Origin of the sequence: Streptomyces sp. MK7, assembly GCF_032658145.1 — a bacterium.
In the GTDB taxonomy this organism is placed as follows: Bacteria; Actinomycetota; Actinomycetes; order Streptomycetales; family Streptomycetaceae; genus Streptomyces; species Streptomyces spiralis.
Genome location: NZ_JAVACL010000022.1, coordinates 1 through 19,680 on the forward strand (window position 1 = coordinate 1; position 19,680 = coordinate 19,680).

Here is a 19,680-nt window from a genome sequence, read left to right on the forward strand (position 1 = left end):
GGGGGCCACGCCGGTCCTGGTTCACAACTGCAACCTGGGTGACTATGCCGACAGTGTTCGCAACGAACCTGGGGTGAAGTTTGCCTCCGAGTACACATCTCCTTCAGGTGCGAAGTACTACGGCCGCAATAAGCACGGTCAGCAGGCAGAAGGGCCGTTGGCGGATGCACTCGAACGGACAGGTCACCATGGAGGGTGCGCGGAGGTGCACTGTCTAATTCAGGCGCAGGCGGCGGAGGGGCCCGAGGCCATCAGGGGTGGAACCATGCAAACGGTAAGGACGCGAAATAACTCCATGCCGACATCGAATACGGATGGGCATGGTGAACCGGCTCACCCCTGCGGCCGTTGTGGCAGACTGCTGGAAGACCTGGAGATCAACTGATGTCCCTGATTCGCTTCGACTCGCTCAGCGAGGATCTGCTTGGGGCGCTTGTTGCGTCCGGATGGAGCACAGGAAGGAAGGTTGATGCAGGTCAATGGGTGGAGCTGCTGGAGGGTGAAGGGTACCGGTCCCACTCATTGGCAGAGGAAATCCTCGCGGCGGTGGGAGGGCTCTCAATCGGTCCGGTCAATCGAGTCGGCCCGAACTTCAGTAATGACGAGCCTTACAATTTCGATCCCATCGCCGCTGGATCAGGGCAGCGTGATCTAGCAACAGAGGTGGAGAGTGTTCTCGGTGGGGACTATTTCCCCATCGGTGAATGGCTCAGTTATTCAAGCGTGTTCGTCGAAGCTGAGGGGAGGGTGGTTGCTGCTGGCATGGGTTGGATTTGGGAGCTTGGTTCCACCTTCGAAGACTCCCTAGAGTTGGCAGTCTGCGCGAATCGCCCACTGATCTGTCTGTACTCCGATCCGGGACTCGATCCTTGGCCGAGACCTGATTCTCGTTAGTGAATCTCGGCCGCGTAGAGCTTCGTCTAACGGGGCTTCTGGCCGGGTTGACGGCAGTAGTTGACGGCAACGGCGGCGGACACCTGGGTGTCCGCCGCCGTTGCCGTACGTATGTCAGGAGTGGTCGAGGGCACAGCCGAGGGAATCGATGGCGTCTCGCTGGAGGCGGAGTCGGACGTGGGCGTAGACGGTGGCGGTGACACCGATGTAGGCGTGGCCGAAGAGTTCCTTGATCACGACGAGTTCGACGCCTTGCTCCAGGAGCAGGGTGGCGGGGGACTGGACAAGTTGGTCAGCGGGTGAGCTGTTCAGAGTTTCTTTACTTGATCAAGGCGACCCGCTGACGCGGGTCGCGCGCGGCACGGCCGCCCACCCGGCCCGCTCTCGGCTCCGCCACCGCGGGCCGGCCAGCGACCAGGCCGCGCAGAAGCACGTAGCGGAGCACCGGAAGCGCGAAGGAAGCCGGACGCGCCCGCACGGCGAGCGCCAGGCCGACGGCGAGGCGACGGTGGGGAGTTGGCTGGTGCGCAGGCCTGGTGGACGGGTCGGGGGGCTCCGCGTGCTTTACCCACCTCCCCGGGTCGGGGCCCGCGTCGGGCAAGGCCAGGGGGCCACTCGTGCACATTGCGGGCAGGAACACGGCCTGCCCGAGTTGCCGGGCCAGCGTACGGCCCCCTGACCATGCCCGACCCCAACCCGGGCAGGACACCGGCCAAAGCCCACTCCGCCGCCCTCACGCACGTAGCCGTCTGACGGCAACGCCGACGGCAACACGGGAGCACAGCAGGGCACTTCCACACACATCCACGAACAGGCCGGAATTCGCTGACCAGCGAAAATGCAGGTGACGACCGCCCGGCGAGCACACGTACTATGTGCTGGCGGGAAATGCCCCAGTACTGGTACACAATTGCCCAAGGGTTGCTGGAGGCGCGCCGGGAAGCCGCCCATTCAAGCCTTTTACCCGCGCCGGGAAGAAGAAAGTCTGGGCTGACAATGAAGCGGCAAATGGCGGCACGGCGAAATGTGAGATATGTGGCGAGCCCCTTGTTAGGCCCCAGCAGTCGACGAGGGGGGTAACGCCGCCCCCGAATGAAGGTGCAGTCGATCATCGGGAGCCCCGGTCGAGAGGCGGATCAGGGGATCCCGGCAACGGTGATCTGCTATGCCGAGTATGCAATAGTGAAGTCAAGAGCGACCTCACGTATGATGAGCTGTGGGAGCAGATGGGCTCGTTCCCGAATGGCGGGATTCCGGGATAGGAGATGAACTCGATGAACGACCACTTTGCCTCTCCTTCGGGATTTCCCTCAAAAGTCGCGGCGGATGTAGCGGCTGTCGTGCAACGGACGGTCATGAGCGGGGAACTTCCAGCGCTTATTGTGGTACATGACGACGAAGGTGACTGGCTCATTGGGGATGGGGTGAATGATCCCAATGAAGATGGCGCTTGCGGGGTCTACCATTTGAGCCATGTCATCACCTTGGATGAGAGTCTTGCGGAGGTTATGAAAATTCCAATTGGTCATGCGGCAATGCGAGAATCAGCCTCGACTCCCTGGGAAATCTCCCCGTGGGAGTACGGAGATTAGGTAGCGAAATAAGTAAGCTACTGAGGGAAATCAGGATTTCGCGGTGTGGAAGTGAGCGGAGTGACCGGTCGAATGTGTCAAATAAGCCTTCGTGCCCGCAGGTAGGGCCTGACCTACTCTGGGTGACTCCTATTTTCGGCTACGTCATCCGACCGGAACGAAACCGATCCGCTTGGGGCTCGTAACGCGATCTCTTTGAGGTGCGCTGGTCAGGCGTGACCTGTGGGGCCGGTTGTGCCGCTCCGAAGTCGGCGAGGGTAACGGAGGCGTCCTCGCGACCTGCTACCGCAGCCCGTCCATAAACGCCTTCCACGCCTCCTTGCCCACGATCACGACCGGGCCGGCAGAGTTCTTGCTGTCGCGGACCGGGACGGCGCCGGTGCGGCAGCCGATGGCGACCTCGACGCACTCGCCGCCGGTGTTTCCGCTGTAGCTGGACTTACGCCACTGTGCGTTCCTCAGGCTGGGACCGGTCTCCATAGCGTTCCTCCATCACGCGGGTGATCAGCGCCGCCGAGTCCTCCACGGAGAGGGCGGTGGCCTGCAAGCGAGCGTAACGGAGAGCGGCCTCCCTGACGGTCTCGGGGTTGGCCGTCACATGGCCGGAGATGAGGTCCTCGGTGTAGACGACGTCCGGGTCGTCCTCGAAGCGCATTACGGTGAACGAACCGGCAAGGCTCGCGTGTTCACCCGTCGAGTTCGGCAGCACCTGCACCTGCTGCCAGCGGTGGCCGGTGAACTTCAACAGGTGCTCCAGTTGTCTCCGCATGACCTCCCGGCCGCCGATCGGTCGGTGCAGCACCGCCTCGTCCAGGATCACCCAGGCCAGCGGTGGCTGTTCCCGCTCCAGGATGCGTTGGCGTTCCATTCGGGCCGCCAGCAGACCTTCCAGGTCGTCCGGCATACCGGTGGCGAGGACCGCCCGCGCGTACTCCTCCGTCTGCAACAGGCCGTAGATCAACTGCGCCTGGTACGTGGAGATGTACGTCGCCTTCGCCTCCATCTCCGCGTACGGCTGAAACCAGTTGGGGAGTTGGCTGCGCAGGACCAGGCCGATCAGGCGGGAGAACAGGCCGTCCGTGCCGAGAGCCGCGTCGACGCGTTCGGAGAAGTCGCGGGTGGGGACCTTCTTCGTTGTCTCGATCTGCCCGATCAATGAGCCCGTGCAGAAGATGATCTCGCCGAGCTGGCCCTGTTTGAGGCCGTGGGCCTCGCGCTGACGGCGCAGCTCCCAGCCGTAGTACGCGAGCGGGGAAGCGGTGGGGTCGAGCGACTGGATGTTGGCCACGGCGGTACCTCGCTTGGGGATTGTGCCCTCCAACACCTCACGGCGTTCGTTTCTTTGCGTTGTCGAATGTATTCGGAGCGTCGCAGTCTTGTGGTGTGAATCAAGCAACTGGTCCGCGTACGGCGGACGTCCAGAGTGAGTACCGGGCCGAGTTCGCCGTGGGCGAGCATTCGGCCCGGCATCTGCGCGGAATTCTGCGGCTCTACCTCGCCGGTTCGGGGCTGGAGGGCGTGGCCGACGCCGCCGAGCTGGCGGTCACCGAGCTGATCGCCAACGTCGTACGGCACGTACCCGGCCGACGCTGTCACATCTGTTTTCTGCTCCGGCGTGGCGGAGTGCGGGTGGAGGTCGCAGACCGGTTTCCCGAGCTGCCCGTGGCGGCCATCGGCGATGCACTCGCCGAGGGTGGGCGCGGGCTCGTGCTCGTGGCCGCCCTCACCGACCGGTGGGGTGTCACCGCCCGCCCTGACGGGCAGGGCAAGACGGTGTGGTTCGAGTGCCTGGCCGGGGGCGCCGGCGCAGCTTCGTCAGAACCGCGTCCGTGACGCGTGGTCGGCTGGGGCCAGGGCCATTCCTGCGTTAGCCGACCAGACGCGTGATACGGGCATCCCCTCGGGATAGGGAGCCGCTGTCACGTCAGCGCCGAGCTCTGGGGCAGTGTCAGCGTCGAGTCCGTGTGGAGTGTGATGTGTACAGGGGCGAAGGTCGTGGCGTCCGCCGGTGGGTGGCCGGTGCCGGAGCCGCGGGCGTAGCGGGGGTGGGCGCCGCCGCTGATCTGCCAGCGGATGCGGTGGCCGGCGGGGAAGCGGTGGGCGGTGGCGCTCATCGGCACGGTGATCTGTGCGGACGCCTGTCCGGTCGTGCGGAGTCGGCCCAGTCCGTCGCAGATGTTGACGGAGCGGTCCTGGGGGTCCACGTCGCACAGGCGGGTGAAGATGTCGGCGTGGCCGGTGTCCGTGGAGATGGTCAGGCGTGCGGAGACCGGGCCCGCGATGTCGACGGGCTCGGTCAGCGGAGGGCCGGTGAACGTCAGGACGTCGTCCCGGGCCTCCAGGGGGCCGTTGTCGCGCGGACCTGCGGTACGGGAGAGCAGAGGGCCGCCGAGGGAAGGGGTGGGGTCGGCCGGGTCGTAGCGGAACGTCGTCAGGGGTGCTGAGTCCGTGGGGGCCTGCTGGGTGAGGTGCCCGCCCGGGGTGGGGTACCACGGGGTGGCGGCGAGGGGCGGCGGCCAGTCCTCGAGATCTCGCCAGGTGTTCTCGCCGCCGACGTGCACGCGTACGGTCGCCGGACGCAGGCCGGAGGGGTCGGCGCACAGGTGGGCCCGCAGCCACGCGAGGCTCTCGGCGAAGACCTCGGACCAGCCCTGTTGCAGGGCGGAGGTGTGGGTCCAGGGGCCGACGAGCAGGGCGGTCTCGCATCCGGCCCGGCGCAGCCGGTCGTACTGCTCGAAGGTCTGGTCGGCCAGCGCGTCGTGCCATCCGGTGATCAGGGCGGTGGGTACGTCGAGCCGCTCCGCCGCCTCCGCCGGGGACGCGCCGTGCCAGTACGTGTCCTCGGGGTCCGGGTGTGTCATCACCTCGTCCAGCCACGGCACTTCGTGCCCGAGGGCGGACGCGTACGCGCCGCGCAGGGGCTGCGCGGTGGTGACGTCGCGCAGGCGGCGCCGAAGGCGCAGGGTCGCTCTCAGGAACGGAACCATGCCCTGGTGCTGGTAGGTCATGCCCACGCCGACGGCGAGGGCGTTCTCCAGACGCAACGCGCCGTCCGCGTGGAACAGGGCATAGGGATCGTGCAGGCCCACCTGCATCACCATCGCCTTCAGCTCCGGGGGCGGGTCCACGACGAGGGCCCACTGCACGTAGCCCAGGTAGCTGGGGCCGACCGTCCCCAGTGTTCCGTCGAACCAGGGTTGCTCGCGCAGCCATGACACGGTGGCCCGGCCGTCGGCGGCCTCGTTGCGCCACAGGTCGAACGCCCCGCCCGAACCGCCGGTGCCGCGGCAGCTCTGCACGACCACATGGAAGCCCTGTTCGGCGAAGAGCAGGCCGTACATGGGGGACCAGGGCAGGCCGCGGCCGTAGGGCGAGCGGACCAGGAGGGTGGGGAAGTCGCCTTCCGCGCGCGGGAAGTAGTGGTCGGTGCGCAACGGGCTGCCGTCGGCGGCCGGCACCTCCAGCCCCGGCTCCCATCCGACGTCGTGCCGTTTCGCCGGGAGGCGGCGCCAGGTCGCCCTCATCATCCGCGAGGACAGCGGCGGCTTTCCGGCAGGTGGTGCCCAGAGCGGCCGGGCCTCGGCGTCGGGCATGCGTGATGGCATCGTTCCCCCTCCTTCATTCCGTACGTCGTACGATAATAGAGGGTGCTTGGATGATCCCCGCAAGAGTCGCCTCGAGGGCAGGGAAGGAGAGCGAGGCCGTGCCCGATGACGGAGCACCCGGCGGCGCGGGCGTCGACCCCGAGCGGCTCTGGCTGCGTTCCGCCGAGCGGCGCAGGGGCCGCAGGCCCTCCTTCAGCCGCGAGGCGATCACGGCGGCAGCAGTCGAGGTCGCGGACGCGGAGGGACTCGACGCGGTCACCATGCGGCGGGTCGCCGCCGAGGTCGGAGCCGGCGTCATGTCGCTCTACAGCTACGCCCCCGACAAGGAGACGCTGCTGGAGCTGATGGTCGATCACGTCAGCGGCGAACTGCCCGCCACGGACCCGCTCACCGGCGACTGGCGGGCCGACCTGAAGGCCATCGCCCACCTCCAGCGCGCCCACATGCTGCGACACCCCTGGCTGCCCGCCGCCCTGGCCACCCGCCGCACGCCCGGCCCCAACACGCTGGCCTTCCTGGAACGGGCCCTGGCCGCACTGCGGCCCAGCGGACTGGACGGTGCGGCGAGGCTGGAGGTCTTCGCCCAGCTCACCGCCTTCGTCGCCGGGCATGTCGGCCATGAGATCACCCAGGCCGCGGCCGCACGATCCCCCGACCGGGGCGCTGCCGAAGCCCGCTACCTCGCCGCCGTCGCCGCCGACGGCCGCCACCCGGAACTCGCCGAGGCCCTCGCCTCACCCGGACGCCCCCTCACCCCCGACGCCACCTTCACCCGCTTTCTCGACCGCCTGGTCGACGGCCTCGACGCCGGGGCGGGCGTACCGCTCCAGGGGGCGGGCGGAGGCGTGGCCTGATCTCCTCCGCCTGGTGGTGCCCGGCGCCGCGTCGGTGTGGGCGGTGTGCGGTGATTTTTCGTCAAGGGAAGGTCATGAACGGGTGAGGTGAACGTCAAGGACTCATGAGCGTCTGTTTGCTTTGTGTGAAAACTGTGTACTGATCTGATCATCACATGGCAGAGTCTCGGCCCGTACATGACAAATATGGGCGGCGGGGGTGCGATGTGAGACGGCAAGGCCTTGATGTCCACAGAACCATGCGACGCAGACGCGGCTTGATATCGCTGGTGTCGGTCGTCGCCCTCCTGGGCGCACTGCCCGTGCTGGGCCACGCTCCCTCGGCCCGTGCGGCCGCCGAGGAGGCCCCGGCCGCGGCAGGCGGGAACGCGCAGGCGCGGCAGGCCCAGGACGAGGCGCGCAAGACGGGTCACCGCGTCGAGGTGACCGGCCAACGCACCGAGCGCGACACGGTGTTCGCGAACCCGGAGGGCACCTTCACCCTGGAGGAGTCCGCGATACCGGTACGGGTGGCCAAGCCCGGCGGCGGCTGGCAGAGCCCCGACGCCACGCTCCAGGTGCGGGCCGACGGCCGGATCGCGCCCAAGGCGGCCGCGGCGGACATGGTCTTCTCCGGCGGTGGCGCGAAGGATCCGCTGGTCAGCATCCAAGAGGGCGGCCGCAGTCTGTCCGTGGGGTGGCCGCACCCGCTTCCCGAGCCCGTCCTCGACGGCGCCACCGCCACCTACCCCGACGTGCTCGACGGCGTCGACCTCAGGGTCACCGCGACCGTGGAGGGCTTCCAGCACGTCCTGGTCGTCAAGACGCCCAAGGCGGCGAAGAGTTCGGCGCTCAAGAAGATCAAGTACTCGCTGAGGACGAAGGACCTCGACATCGTCGAGGGCAAGGCGGGCAACCTCACCGCCGTGGACGACGACGGCAACCGGGTCTTCCGTGCCCCGCCGGCCCAGATGTGGGACTCGGCCGGACCGGGGCAGTCCGCCGCGCGGCCGGCCGCCTCCGCCGCGCCCACCCGACAGCACGTCGCCGACGCGCCCGTCACCGAGGGGCCCCGTGCCGCCGACCCGGCTGAAACGGCCCCGTCCGGCACCGGACTGGAGCCCGGCCAGGGCGACAAGGTCGTCCGAATGCCCGTCGACGTCACCCGTGACTCGCTGTCGGTGGTCCCGGACGCCGGGATGCTCACCGGGACCGACGCCTCCGCCTTCCCCCTCTTCATCGACCCGACGGTCACCTGGGGCGAGTCCGAACGCACCCTGCTGCGCAGCGACGGCTACGAGTCCTACGGATGGGGAAACGGCGACGACAACCAGGGCAAGGGCGCCGGCAAGTGCGGCACCTGGAACGGCTACTACTGCGGCCCGGGCTATGTGCAGAAGCTGTACTTCGAGTTCTCCCCGGCCAGCCTGAAGGGCAAGAAGGTCCTCGACGCCACGTTCCGGGTCACCGAACCGTGGGCGTTCCAGTGCGACCCGCGCTGGGTGGACCTGGTGCGCACGAACAACATCTCCTCCTCCACCACCTGGTCCACGCGGCCCAAGGAACTGGACTGGATGGTCGACCGGAACGTCTCGGCGGGCCGCGGCTCGCTGTGCGACCCGGACTCCCCGGACGCGCCGGTCGAGTTCCACGACAACCCGGACGAGTCGAACGAGAACCTCACCCCGACGGTGGAGGACTTCGCGGCGGGCAAGTTCTCCCGGCTGACCCTGGAGATCCGGGCCCACGACGAGTCGGACACCTCGGCGTGGAAGCGGTTCAAGAACGACGCGGTGCTCGCCGTGGACTTCGTGGGCCTGCCCGACAAGCCGAGCTCCATCGGCCTGGTCACCGGCTCCGGCACGGTCTGCGAGACAAGCGAGAGCGACCCGGCGATCGTCTCCGACCCCACCCCGACGCTCACCGCGACCGCGCAGACCAAGGCCGGCGGTGAGAGCGGCGCCCAGCTGCGGATCGCCTACGACCTCGACAACAAGAAGAGCGACGGCACCTGGGCGGACACCACGGCAGGCAACGGCGACGTCCGCCCCTCGACCGGCTACGTCGGCGACAACGCCAAGGTGACGCTGACCTGGTCGTCGCTCACGGACGGCACGCTCTACCGGTACCGGGCCTGGGGACGGTCGTACTACAACGGCGGCGCCAGCTATCTGGCCGGTCCGTCGAACGCCACCACCACCGGCTGGTGCTACTTCAAGGTGGACTCCACCGCGCCCAAGGCGCCGACGATCACCGTCGGCAGCCCCTACAGCGCCTGCACCCCCACCGACTGCAAGGCCGCCGGAGGCCCCGGCACGAAGGCCACCTTCACCTTCGGGCCCGCCGCCGGCGACACCAACGTGGCCTACCAGTACAAGCTGTCGGCCACGGCCGCCTGGTCCGCCGCGATCAACGGCGCCACCGTCTCCCAGCCGATCACCCCGGAGCGGTCCGGCACTTACACGATCTACGTGCGGGCCAAGGACTCCGTGGGCCGCTGGGGCGCCCAGAACGCGGTGGACTTCCTGGTCGCCGCGGGTGAAGGGCCCCTGGGACGCTGGCACTTCGGCGAGGACAGCGGCGTGGCGGTGGACTCCGCCACGGCCGACGGCAGTGACGACGCGACCCTGTACGGCGGGGCCGTGCGCGACGACCGCGGCCGGCGCGGACTGATCACGCGCGACGCCTCCGGTGTACCGCTGGACAACCCCGTCACCGACAAGGGCCTGTCGCTGAACGGCACCACCGCCTACGCGCAGACCTCCGGCGCGGTGCTGGAGACCCGCTCGGCCTTCACCCTCTCGGCATGGGTGCGGCTGGAGCGCGACGATCGCGACATGGCGGTGCTCTCGACGAAGGACAGCGTCAGCAGCCCGTTCCTCCTGGAGTACGAGGCCGCCAAGAAGACCTGGTTCTTCGGCATCCGTCAGCCGGGCGAGACCGACTGGTACTACGGTCAGCTCGCGGCCTACCAGGCGCAGGTCGGCGTGTGGACGCACCTGGCCGGTACCTACGATCCGGCGACCGGCCAGCTCATGTTCTACGTGGACGGCCGCAGGCAGTACCAGGGGCAGACCGTCCAGGGTTCGTACCCGTCGACCGCGCCGCTCGATTTCGGCCGGCACCAGTTCAGTACGGGCCCCGGGTACTACCTCCAGGGCTCCATCGACGAGGTCGCCGTCTGGCAGCGGGTGCTCACCTGGCAGGAGATCGCCGACGAGGCCCGGCTGATGACCTCGGAGGGGTTCGCGGCCGCCGAGCTGGTGGCCGACTGGTCGGCCGACCGCGGCAGCGGCACCACCATCCCCGACACGACCTCCGGATACGGCAGGAACCTCACGCTCACCGGCGGGGCGGCCCTGGACGGCGAGGCGATCACCCTGGACGGCGTGGATGACGCCGCCACGGCGAGCGGCCCGCTGGTCTACGACCACGGCGCCTTCACGGTCACCACCCTGGTGCAGCTCGACGGCGCCCAACTCGCCGCGAAGGAGACCGGATACACGGGGCAGGTGCTGGGCCAGCGCACCGAGGACGGCTCCGCCTGGGGCTTCTGGTACCAGAAGACGGGCAATGAGACCGTGCTCGACGAGGACACCCTCGAAGAGCGCACCGTCCCAGTCGGTCTGTGGCACTTCGGACGCCTGAACGCCGACGGCACCTTCTCCTCCGTGGCCTCCGACGAGGTCGCCGCGGTGGACAGCATGGTGCGCCTGACGGGTACGTACGACCCGCTGACCGGCACCATCAGTCTCTACCTCGGCCACAACCAGAACGGCGACGCCACCGCGTTCACCGTGGCGCTGGGCAGCGGTGACTTCGCCATCGGCAAGGGCTACACCAACGGCACCTGGGCGCACTTCCTGCCGGCCCGTGTGCAGGAGGTGCGGCTCTGGGCCGGTGCGATGGCCTCCAGCGAGCAGATCGACGACCGCGTCGGGGACTGACCCGGTCGGCTCCAGGGTGCGGGCGGCCCACACCGGCCCGCCCGCACCCGCCCTCCGGCTCCCGCTCTCCCACACCCCCGCACTCCTTTTGCATGCCCCCTCACTGCGGACCGCTGCGACTCAATGGGTGGACAAAATATGCCAAACAGGATGAAAAGGGCACGCCCGAGAGGGTTCTCGGTGCGGTCGTTCGTGACCGCCCTGATCCTCGCGGTGGGCGCCGCCGGCTCCCTGACCCCGGTGGCCCAGGCCGCCGACGCCAAGGGCCTCGGCAGACCCCGGGTGCCCGACCAGCGCACCAGCAAGGTCAAGGCCTACGACGGACCGGGCGCCGCCAAGGCCCGGCAGCAAGCCAGGAACGAGGCCGCCGCCAACGCCGCCCAGGCCGCCCATGCCCGCGCGGAACAGCGGGCCGCGACGTGGCCGCGCTCCGGGACGGCCGACATCGAGCCGACCGCGGTGCGTCCCGGCACCGGCACCCCGGGCGGCCTCCCCGTCACCCTCACTCCCGCGAGGGGCACCGCGCCCTCCGCCGCCCACGTCACCGTCCTCGACCAGAAGGCCGCCCGCGCGGCCGGCGTCACCGGCGTCCTGCTCAGCGTGGCCCCGGACACCGTCGGCCGCACGACGATCGACGTCGACTACAGCGGCTTCGCCGGCGTCCTCGGCGGCGGTTGGGCCCAGCGGCTGACCCTCGTCCAGCTCCCCCAGTGCGCACTCACCACCCCGCAGCGCGCGGAGTGCCGACGCCGCACCCCGCTGCACGCGGACAACGACATCCGCTCCCAGTCGGTCTCCGCCCAACTGCCGTCCACCGCGGCCCGGCCGAAGGCCGGCTCCGCCGACGCGACGGCAGCTCCCACCGCCACCCTCCTGGCGGTCACCACCTCCGGCTCCAGCGCCGCCGGCCCCTCCCCGGCCGGCACCGGCGACTACTCGGCGACGCCCCTGGCACCCGCCTCCTCCTGGACGGCCGGCACCAACTCGGGCTCGTTCGACTGGAAGTACGACTTCACCCTGCCGCCCGCCGCGGCCGGGCCCACGCCCGCGCTGACCCTGTCGTACGACTCGGGCAGCATCGACGGACGCACCGCCACCACCAACAACCAGGCCAGCACCGTCGGCGAGGGCTTCTCCCTCACCGAGTCCTACATCCAGCGCTCCTACGGCTCCTGCGACGACGACGGGCACTCCGGCGTCTACGACCAGTGCTGGAAGTACGACAACGCCCAGCTCGTGCTGAACGGCAAGTCCGCTCGCCTGGTCAAGGACGCGAACACCGGCGCCTGGCACCTCCAGGACGACGACGCGTCCACGGTCACCCACTCCACCGGCGCGGACAACGGCGACGACAACGGCGAGTACTGGACGGTCGTCACCGGTGACGGCACCAAGTACGTCTTCGGCCTGGACAAGCTCGACGGTGCCACCGACCAGCGCACGGACTCCACCTGGACCGTCCCGGTCTACGGCGACGACGCGGGCGAGCCCGGCTACACCAAGGGCGACGCCTTCGCCGACCGCTGGCTCACCCAGGCCTGGCGCTGGAACCTCGACTACGTCGAGGACATCCACGGCAACGCGGCGACCTACTGGTATGCCAAGGAGAGCAACTACTACAAGCGCGACAACGCGTCCACCGCCAACACGTCGTACATCCGCGGCGGTTACCTGAAGGAGATCAAGTACGGTCTGCGCAAGGGCGCCCTGTTCACCGACGACGCCGACGCCAAGGTGACCTTCACCCACGCCGAGCGCTGCACCGCCGCCGACTGCTCCTCGCTGACCGACGCCACCTCCGACAACTGGCCGGACGTCCCCTACGACGCGATCTGCTCCGACGGCGACGCGGACTGCATGGCGCTGGCCCCCGCGATGTTCACCCGCAAGCGCCTGACCGGCGTCAGCACCTACTCCTGGAACGCCACCACCAGCGCCTACGACCCCGTCGACTCCTGGACGCTGACCCAGCAGTTCCTCGACGGCGGGGACATCGGCGACACCTCCGACCAGACGCTGACCCTGAAGTCGCTCACCCGCACCGGCAAGGCGGGCGCCACCGCGCTGCCCGTCGCCCCGATCACCTTCACCTACCAGATGCGGCCCAACCGGGTCGACGCCACCGACGACATCCTGCCGCTGACCCGGCCGCGGCTGTCCACGTTCACCTCCGAGACCGGCGCCATCACCACCGTGACGCTGAACTCCCCGGAGTGCGTGCGCAGCGAGGTCCTCGACGCCCCGCAGGACACCAACACCCGCTCCTGCTACCCGCAGTACTGGAACATCAACGGCTCCCTGGACGCCAAGCTCGACTGGTTCCACAAGTACCGGGTGCTGGCCGTGACGGTCTCCGACCCCGCCGGCAACAACGACGCCGTCGAGTACGCGTACTCCTACAGCGGCGCCGGCTGGCACTACGACGACGACCCGTTCCGGCCCAAGGCCGAGCGCACCTGGTCGGACTGGCGCGGCTACCGGGAGGTGACCACCTACACCGGCGCCCTGAACACCACCCGCTCCAAGAGCGTCTCGCTGTATTTCCAGGGCATGGACGGCGACAAGCAGAAGGACGGCACCACCCGTTCGGTGAGCCTGGCCCCGCTGCCCGCCCCCGGCCTGGGCGCCGCCTCCGTCACCGACCGCGACGAGTACGCCGGGCAGACACGCGAGACCGTCGCCTACAACGGCAGCGCACCGATCGGCGCCACGGTCACCGACCCCTGGTCGAAGGAGACGGCACGGCAGAGCGTGCCCGACGCCGCCGACCACGTGGCCCGCTTCGTACGCACCGCCAAGTCGACGACGTACACGTACCTCACGGCGAGCCAGTCCTGGCGCTCGCGAGCGGTGTCGACCACCTACGACGCCTACGGCATGCCGGTGACCTCCGACGACTCGGGTGAGGTGGGCAAGGCCGGCGACGAGACCTGTACCCGCACCTGGTACGCCCGCAACACCGGCGCGGGCCTGACCGACCTGGTCTCGCGCAGCCGCACCGTGGGCCGCGCCTGCTCCGTGAGCGACGCCTCGCTCAGCCTGCCGGCCGACTCCCGCACCCGCGGCGACGTCCTGTCCGACACCGCCGTCGTCTACGACTCGGCGACCGCCACCGCCTGGACGGCCGCCCAGACCCCGACCGAGGCCGAGCCCCGCTGGGCCGGACGCGCCACCGGCTACCCCGCCTCGGCGGACTCCGCCGGCGAGCGCACCCCGACCGGCTGGCAGACCACCGCCACCATGACCTACGACACCCTCGGCCGTCCCCTGGACGTCACCGACGCCGACAACAGGACGACCAGCACCGCCTACACGCCCGCGAGCAGCGGCCCGCTCACCAAGACCGTGGGCACCGACGCCAAGGGCTACAAGACCACCACGTTCCTGGACCCGCGCCGCAGCCTGCCGCTGCGCAGCTACGACGCCAACCTGAAGAAGACCGAGTTCACCTACGACGCCCTCGGCCGCAAGAGCGCCGTCTGGCTGCCCAACCGCAGCAGCGGCGCGGGCCAGAGCGCCAACTACACCTTCACCTACCGCACCAGCACCACCGAGCCGTCCGCGGTGGGCACCTCGGCCCTCAAGGCCGACGGCCAGACGTACAACACCTCGTACGCCCTCTACGACGCCCTGCTGCGGCCGCTGCAGACACAGACGCCCACCCCCCAGGGCGGCCGGCTGCTCAGCGACACCCGCTACGACACGCGGGGCATGGCCTACGAGACCCTCGAGAACATCTTCGACAGCACCACCGCTCCCGACGCCACCTACACCCGCGCCGAGTACGGCGAGGCGCCCAAGCAGACCGAGACGGTCTACGACGGCGCCGGGCGCGCCGTGCAGAGCTCGCTGTACGTGTACGGCGTGAAGAAGTGGTCCACCACCACCGGCTACACGGGTGACTCCACCGCCAGCACCGCCCTGGCCGGCGGCTCGGCGATCCGTACCGTCGTCGACGTGCGCGGTCAGACCGTCCAGACCCGCCAGTACTCCGGTGCCAGCCCGGCCGACGCCGATTTCGGCACCGGCCCCGGCGCCGCCCACTCCGACACCGCGTTCACCTACACCCTCGACGCCAAGCCCAAGGGCATCACCGGACCCGACGGGGCCGCCTGGTCGTACACCTACGACTTGTTCGGCCGACAGGTGCGCGCCGACGACCCCGACAAGGGCACCACGACCACCGGATACGACATCCTCGACCGCGCGATCACCACCAGTGACGCCCGTCCCGGCTCGGCGGTCCTGACCGAGTACGACGAGCTCGGCCGGCCCACGGCCACCTGGTCCGGCTCGAAGACCGACGCCAACCTGCTCACGTCCTACACCTACGACACCGTCCTCAAGGGCATGCTGAGCGCCTCCACCCGCTATGTGGGCGGCAGGACCGGCAAGGCGTACACCAAGCGGACCACCGCCGTCGACAGCCTCGGCCGGCCCACCGGGACGCAGCTGGAACTGCCCGCCGACGACCCGTTGGTCACCACCGGCAAGGCCCCCTCCACCATTTCCTTCAGCAGCCACTACAACATCGACGGCACCCTGGGCAACACCACCCAGCCGGCCCTCGGCGGGCTGCCCTCCGAGATCGTCGACTACGACTACAACGCCCAGGGCCAGACCACCGCGATCACCGGCAGCACGGGCTACCTCCTGCACGCCGACTACTCCGCCCTCGGGCAGCCCCTCCAGCTCACCCTGGGCACCACCGACTCCGAGAGCGCCAAGAAGGCGTACGTCACCAACACCTACGAGGAGGGCACCGGCCGGCAGGCCACCAGCCACGTCACCGACCAGACCCACCCGTACATGCTCCAGGCCCTCGACTACACCTACGACGACGCGGGCGACGTCACCGCCGTCGCCGACCCCACCCCGCTCGCCGGCGCCGAGACGGAGTGCTTCGGCTACGACGGACTGCGCCGCCTGACCGAATCCTGGACGCCCAGCTCGCAGGACTGCTCGGACCCGCGCAGCGCCACCGCCCTGGGCGGCCCGGCGCCGTACTGGACCGGCTACACCTACAACAACGCCGGGCAGCGCACCACCGAGACCCGGCACCAGGCGAGCGGCACCACCACGACCACCTACTGCTACGACACCGCGGCCGACGCGCACGCCCTGCTCGGCACCAGCACCAAGGCCGACTGCGCGACGCCCGACCGCACCTACCACTACGACGAGGCCGGCAACGCCACCAGCCGGGCCGGCGACTCGGGGCAGCAGAGCCTGACCTGGACCCCGGAAGGGAAGCTCGACACCCTCACCGAAGGCGGTAAGCAGACCGGCTACGTGTACGACGCCGACGGCAACCTCCTCATCCGCGCCACACAGGACGGGGAGCGCGTCCTGTACGCCGGCGCGACCGAACTCCACCTCCGGGCCAACGGCACCACCTACGCCCAGCGCTACTACGGCTCGGGCCAGGTCACCGTGGCCTGCCGCACCAATGTCTCCGGCACCGACAAGCTGTACTACCTGGTCTCCGACCAGCACGGCACCTCCACCCTGGCCATCGCCTCCGACACCCAGGACGCCGTCAAGCGGTACCTCACCGCGTTCGGCGCCGCCCGCACCGGCGGGGTCGGCACCTGGATCGACGACAAGGGCTACCTCGGCAAGACCGCCGACAGCGGCACCGGCCTGACCCATCTCGGCGCCCGTGAGTACGACCCGGACACCGGTCAGTTCATCAGCGTCGATCCGGTCCTCGAGGCTTCCGACACCCAGTCCCTCAACGGCTACTCCTACTCCGCCAACAACCCGGTCACCAACAGCGACCCCACCGGCCGTACCCGCTGCGACGTGGACCCGAGCTTCTGCCCCGGCCACAAGCCCGCCCCGGTGCCCGTGGCCTGCCCGAGCCTGACCAACCCGCAGTGCCCCGAGTACGGCGGGGGCGGCGGCACCCCGGTCGCCTGCCCGAGCCTGACCAACCCGCAGTGCCCCGAGTACGGGCGCACCACCGGCGCCGTCTGCCCGAGCCTGAACAACCCGCAGTGCCCCGAGTACGGCGGCAGCGCACCCTGCCCGAGCCTCAGCAACCCGCGCTGCCCCGAGTACCACAGCGCCCCGGCGCTCAAGACCGGGCCGGCGCCCAACCCGAACGACAACGCCCTGAAGGAGGTGCTGGCCAACTGGACCTCCTCGACCGGCTGCATGGACCGCGGCTTCGGCGGCCGGACCTGCGCGGCGGTCAACGGCATACTCGCCGGCGGCGGAACCCTCGTCTCCGGCATGGACGAACTCGCCACCCGCTGGAAAGCCATCCTCGCGGTCTTCGCCAACCCGGCGGCGACGGCGTCCGAACTGGACGAGGCGATCACCGACCTCGCCCTGTACCTGAAGCATCCCGGTGCGCTGAAACTGGCGTCCAAGGTGCTCGGCAGTCAGGTGCAACTGGGCGGGGCACGGTTCGGGTCGGCCATCCCCGGCATGGCCCGCTACCTCAAACTCGCTCCGTACATCGGCGGCGCCGCCACCTTCTGGTCCAACTACCAGGGCACCGGCGGCAACCTCGCCGAGACCACGGTGATGACCGGTATGGACCTGGGCCTGATCTGGGCGGGGGCCGCCACAGGGGCCTACGTCGGGGGCGTCGTCGGCACCTGGATCCCGGTGCCGGGCGTGGGCACCGGTGTGGGAGTCGTCGTCGGGGCGGTGTCCGGCATCGTCTACACCAGCATCGCGAACAACGTGCTGGGCAAGGCATGGGACAAACTGTTCGGATGATGACGGTGAAACCGGCGACGCCAGGAGGCGGCACGTGCTTGCGATGATTCTCGGCGGGGCCTTCTGGGCCGCGGCGGCCTACCACGCGGCCCGGGTCGACCCGCGCGTCTGGCGCGAGCCCGAACAGGCCGACGTGAGGACGGCGGCTCTGACCGGCTTCCCGTTCGGGACGGAGGTCCGCCGGGGTCTCGTCCGGGGCACCGTCCTGAACACCGCCAACATGGTCCTGCTCGGCGCGGGCCTGCTGTGCGGCGGGCTGTGGCAACGCCAGGGGGCACCCGACAGCGGGGTCCTCTTCTGGGGGGTCCTGGTGTGCGTCGGGCTGGTCCTGGTGTCCGTCGCGCTGGGCCTGGCGATCATCTGGTTCAACGTGCCGAAACGACTGGTTCCGCCGCACATGCGCAACGAGGCGGGACTGGTGACCAGGAAACTGCGCGACCTGCGCGTCCGCCACCAGCACCGCGGCTGACGGCACGGCACGGTACGAGAAGCGGCCCGTCTCTCATCCGGAGGCGGGCCGCTCCCCGTGCCACGTCCACCACGGCGCCGCGTACGTCCCGGCCGCCACCGCCGGCTCATCGTGGGTGCCGACTTCCGTCGGCCGGCCGTCCTCCGTCACCGCCACCCGGTCCGCGTCGTGCGCGGTGTGCGGCCGGTGCGCGATGGCGATGAACGCCCGAATCACACCGCCTCGGCGAGCACCGCGTCGGTGAACGGCGGCCACGCCTCGACCGCCCACGGGCCGAAGGCCCGGTCCGTCAGGGCCACGCACGCCAGTCCCGCGTCCGGGTCGATCCACAGGAAGGTGCCCGACTGGCCGAAGTGGCCGAAGGTGCGGGGGGAGGAGGAAGCGCCCGTCCAGTGGGGGGACTTGGAGTCGCGGATCTCGAAGCCGAGGCCCCAGTCGTTGGGGTTCTGGTGGCCGTAGCCCGGCAGGACGCCCTTCGTGCCCGGGTACTGGACCGTCATCGCCTCGGCGACCGTGCGCGGGTCGAGCAGGCGCGGGGCCTGGACCTCGGCGGCGAAGCGGAGGAGGTCCTCGACCGTGGAGACGCCGTCCTTCGCCGGGGAGCCCTCCAGGGTCGTCCGCGTCATGCCCAGCGGCTCCAGGACCGCCTGGCGCAGGTAGTCGGAGAACGGAATGTCCGTCGCCTTCGAGACGTGGTCGCCCAGCTGTTCGAAGCCGGCGTTCGAGTACAGGCGACGCTCCCCGGGCGGGGCCGTGACCCGGTGTTCGTCGAAGGCCAGGCCCGAGGTGTGGGCGAGCAGGTGGCGGACGGTCGCTCCGGGGGGGCCGGCCGGCTCGTCCGGTTCGATCGCGCCCTCCTCGTAGGCCACCAGCACCGCGTACGCCGCCAGGGGCTTGGTCACCGAGGCGAGCGGGAAACGCCGGTCGGCCGGGCCGTGGATGCCCACGACCGTGCCGTCCGCGCGGACCACGCCCGCCGCGGCGGTGGGAACCGGCCAGTTCTCGATCGACGCCAGGCTGTTCAACGACATGCGTCGAGCCTAAGCGCTCACAGCCACAGCTCCAGCAACGGGTCGGGCTTCGGCCGGAAGCCGAGGGAGGTGTACAGCGGCGCCCCCTCGGCGGACGTGGTGAGCTGCACCCGGTCGGCGCCGCGCTCGCGGAACCACTTCAGAAGCGTCTCCATGCACGCGCGCGCGTACCCGCGACGGCGGGCGTCCGGGTCCGTGGCGACGCTGAAGACGTAGCCGACCGCGCCGAGCGGGTTGCCCGCCCGTCCGATCCGGTAGTCGATCGTGCCCGCCACCAGTGCGGCCAGCGCTCCCGGCCGCTCGGGGTGGTCGACGACGAAGGCGGCGAAGGCCCCGTCCGGCTCGGCGAGCTTCGCGCGCAGGGTGGGCAGGGACTCGGCGTGCCAGTCGGTGGACCGGTCGGCCTGGAACAGTGAGTCGATCATGACCTGGCGCAGGCGCAGCACTTCCTCAGCGTCGGCCGGCTCGGCACGTCGTACGAGACTCATGTCACGCACGCTAGCCACCGGGCCCGCGTCGTGTCCCGCGCTTTTCGGCCGCCGCATCCGGTTCGGCTTGCTTGGAGTGCACTCCAACG

Annotated in this window: 15 protein-coding genes and 1 pseudogene; 8 read left to right on the plus strand and 8 right to left on the minus strand. The window is 69.8% G+C overall.

Annotated elements, in window-relative coordinates; all coding sequences use genetic code 11:
* Together R2S09_RS23020 and R2S09_RS23025 are read left to right on the plus strand one after the other, a co-directional pair.
* Window positions 1-385, plus strand: a 385-nt coding sequence (locus R2S09_RS23020) for a hypothetical protein (protein WP_316742974.1), incomplete at its 5' end; no start/stop codon positions are given.
* The gene (locus R2S09_RS23025; protein WP_306191620.1) at window positions 385-894 is read left to right on the plus strand and encodes an SUKH-3 domain-containing protein; all 510 of its coding nucleotides are present in this window, start codon (window positions 385-387) and stop codon (window positions 892-894) included. The genes R2S09_RS23020 and R2S09_RS23025, both read left to right, overlap by 1 nt.
* 114 nt (window positions 895-1,008) lie before the next feature.
* Here the strand turns inward: R2S09_RS23025 and R2S09_RS23030 are convergent.
* Window positions 1,009-1,182: pseudogene (locus R2S09_RS23030) on the minus strand (site-specific integrase); the annotation flags it as partial.
* 587 nt (window positions 1,183-1,769) lie between these two features.
* Here R2S09_RS23030 and R2S09_RS40625 point away from each other — a divergent pair.
* Window positions 1,770-2,156: an HNH endonuclease gene (locus tag R2S09_RS40625; RefSeq protein WP_399144442.1), complete on the plus strand. Its 387-nt coding sequence runs from the start codon at window positions 1,770-1,772 to the stop codon at window positions 2,154-2,156.
* A 48-nt stretch (window positions 2,157-2,204) separates the two neighbouring features.
* Here the strand turns inward: R2S09_RS40625 and R2S09_RS23035 are convergent, their stop codons facing one another.
* From R2S09_RS23035 to R2S09_RS23045, 3 genes are all read right to left on the minus strand, one after another.
* Window positions 2,205-2,423, minus strand: coding sequence for a hypothetical protein (locus R2S09_RS23035; protein WP_306191619.1), 219 nt, complete (start codon window positions 2,421-2,423; stop codon window positions 2,205-2,207).
* 345 nt (window positions 2,424-2,768) lie between these two features.
* Window positions 2,769-2,966 carry a DUF397 domain-containing protein gene (locus R2S09_RS23040; protein WP_306191618.1) on the minus strand — a complete coding sequence of 66 codons (198 nt, stop codon included), beginning with the start codon at window positions 2,964-2,966 and terminating at the stop codon, window positions 2,769-2,771.
* The gene (locus R2S09_RS23045; protein WP_316742975.1) at window positions 2,926-3,774 is read right to left on the minus strand and encodes a helix-turn-helix transcriptional regulator; all 849 of its coding nucleotides are present in this window, start codon (window positions 3,772-3,774) and stop codon (window positions 2,926-2,928) included. Before R2S09_RS23045 ends, R2S09_RS23040 begins: the two co-directional genes overlap by 41 nt.
* A 95-nt stretch (window positions 3,775-3,869) precedes the next feature.
* Between R2S09_RS23045 and R2S09_RS23050 the strand changes: the two genes are divergently transcribed.
* The gene (locus R2S09_RS23050; protein ID WP_306191616.1) at window positions 3,870-4,319 is read left to right on the plus strand and encodes an ATP-binding protein; all 450 of its coding nucleotides are present in this window, start codon (window positions 3,870-3,872) and stop codon (window positions 4,317-4,319) included.
* Between the two features lie 86 nt (window positions 4,320-4,405).
* Here R2S09_RS23050 and R2S09_RS23055 read toward each other — a convergent pair whose 3' ends face one another.
* Complete coding sequence (locus R2S09_RS23055; RefSeq protein WP_316743084.1) at window positions 4,406-6,010, minus strand: CocE/NonD family hydrolase; 1,605 nt, start codon at window positions 6,008-6,010, stop codon at window positions 4,406-4,408.
* A gap of 179 nt (window positions 6,011-6,189) precedes the next feature.
* On the opposite strand from R2S09_RS23055, the gene R2S09_RS23060 reads away from it, so the two are divergent.
* The 4 genes from R2S09_RS23060 to R2S09_RS23075 all read left to right on the plus strand — a co-directional run bounded on the left by R2S09_RS23060 (window position 6,190) and on the right by R2S09_RS23075 (window position 18,072).
* Window positions 6,190-6,945, plus strand: coding sequence for a TetR/AcrR family transcriptional regulator C-terminal domain-containing protein (locus tag R2S09_RS23060; RefSeq protein ID WP_306191615.1), 756 nt, complete (start codon window positions 6,190-6,192; stop codon window positions 6,943-6,945).
* 239 nt (window positions 6,946-7,184) lie between these two features.
* Window positions 7,185-10,871, plus strand: coding sequence for a LamG domain-containing protein (locus tag R2S09_RS23065; RefSeq protein ID WP_316742976.1), 3,687 nt, complete (start codon window positions 7,185-7,187; stop codon window positions 10,869-10,871).
* Between the two features lie 138 nt (window positions 10,872-11,009).
* The gene (locus R2S09_RS23070) at window positions 11,010-17,603 is read left to right on the plus strand and encodes an RHS repeat-associated core domain-containing protein (RefSeq protein WP_399144446.1); all 6,594 of its coding nucleotides are present in this window, start codon (window positions 11,010-11,012) and stop codon (window positions 17,601-17,603) included.
* Window positions 17,604-17,637: 34 nt separating this feature from the next.
* Complete coding sequence (locus tag R2S09_RS23075; protein WP_306191612.1) at window positions 17,638-18,072, plus strand: hypothetical protein; 435 nt, start codon at window positions 17,638-17,640, stop codon at window positions 18,070-18,072.
* A 33-nt stretch (window positions 18,073-18,105) separates the two neighbouring features.
* Here R2S09_RS23075 and R2S09_RS23080 read toward each other — a convergent pair whose 3' ends face one another.
* The 3 genes from R2S09_RS23080 to R2S09_RS23090 are packed head-to-tail and all read right to left on the minus strand — an operon-like array spanning window position 18,106 to window position 19,591.
* On the minus strand, window positions 18,106-18,288 hold the full coding sequence (locus R2S09_RS23080) for a hypothetical protein (protein ID WP_306191630.1): 183 nt from the start codon (window positions 18,286-18,288) through the stop codon (window positions 18,106-18,108).
* Complete coding sequence (locus R2S09_RS23085; RefSeq protein ID WP_306191611.1) at window positions 18,285-19,103, minus strand: serine hydrolase; 819 nt, start codon at window positions 19,101-19,103, stop codon at window positions 18,285-18,287. Before R2S09_RS23085 ends, R2S09_RS23080 begins: the two co-directional genes overlap by 4 nt.
* 17 nt (window positions 19,104-19,120) lie before the next feature.
* Window positions 19,121-19,591, minus strand: a complete 471-nt coding sequence (locus R2S09_RS23090; protein ID WP_306191610.1) for a GNAT family N-acetyltransferase — start codon at window positions 19,589-19,591, stop codon at window positions 19,121-19,123.
* Window positions 19,592-19,680 lie beyond the last annotated feature (89 nt).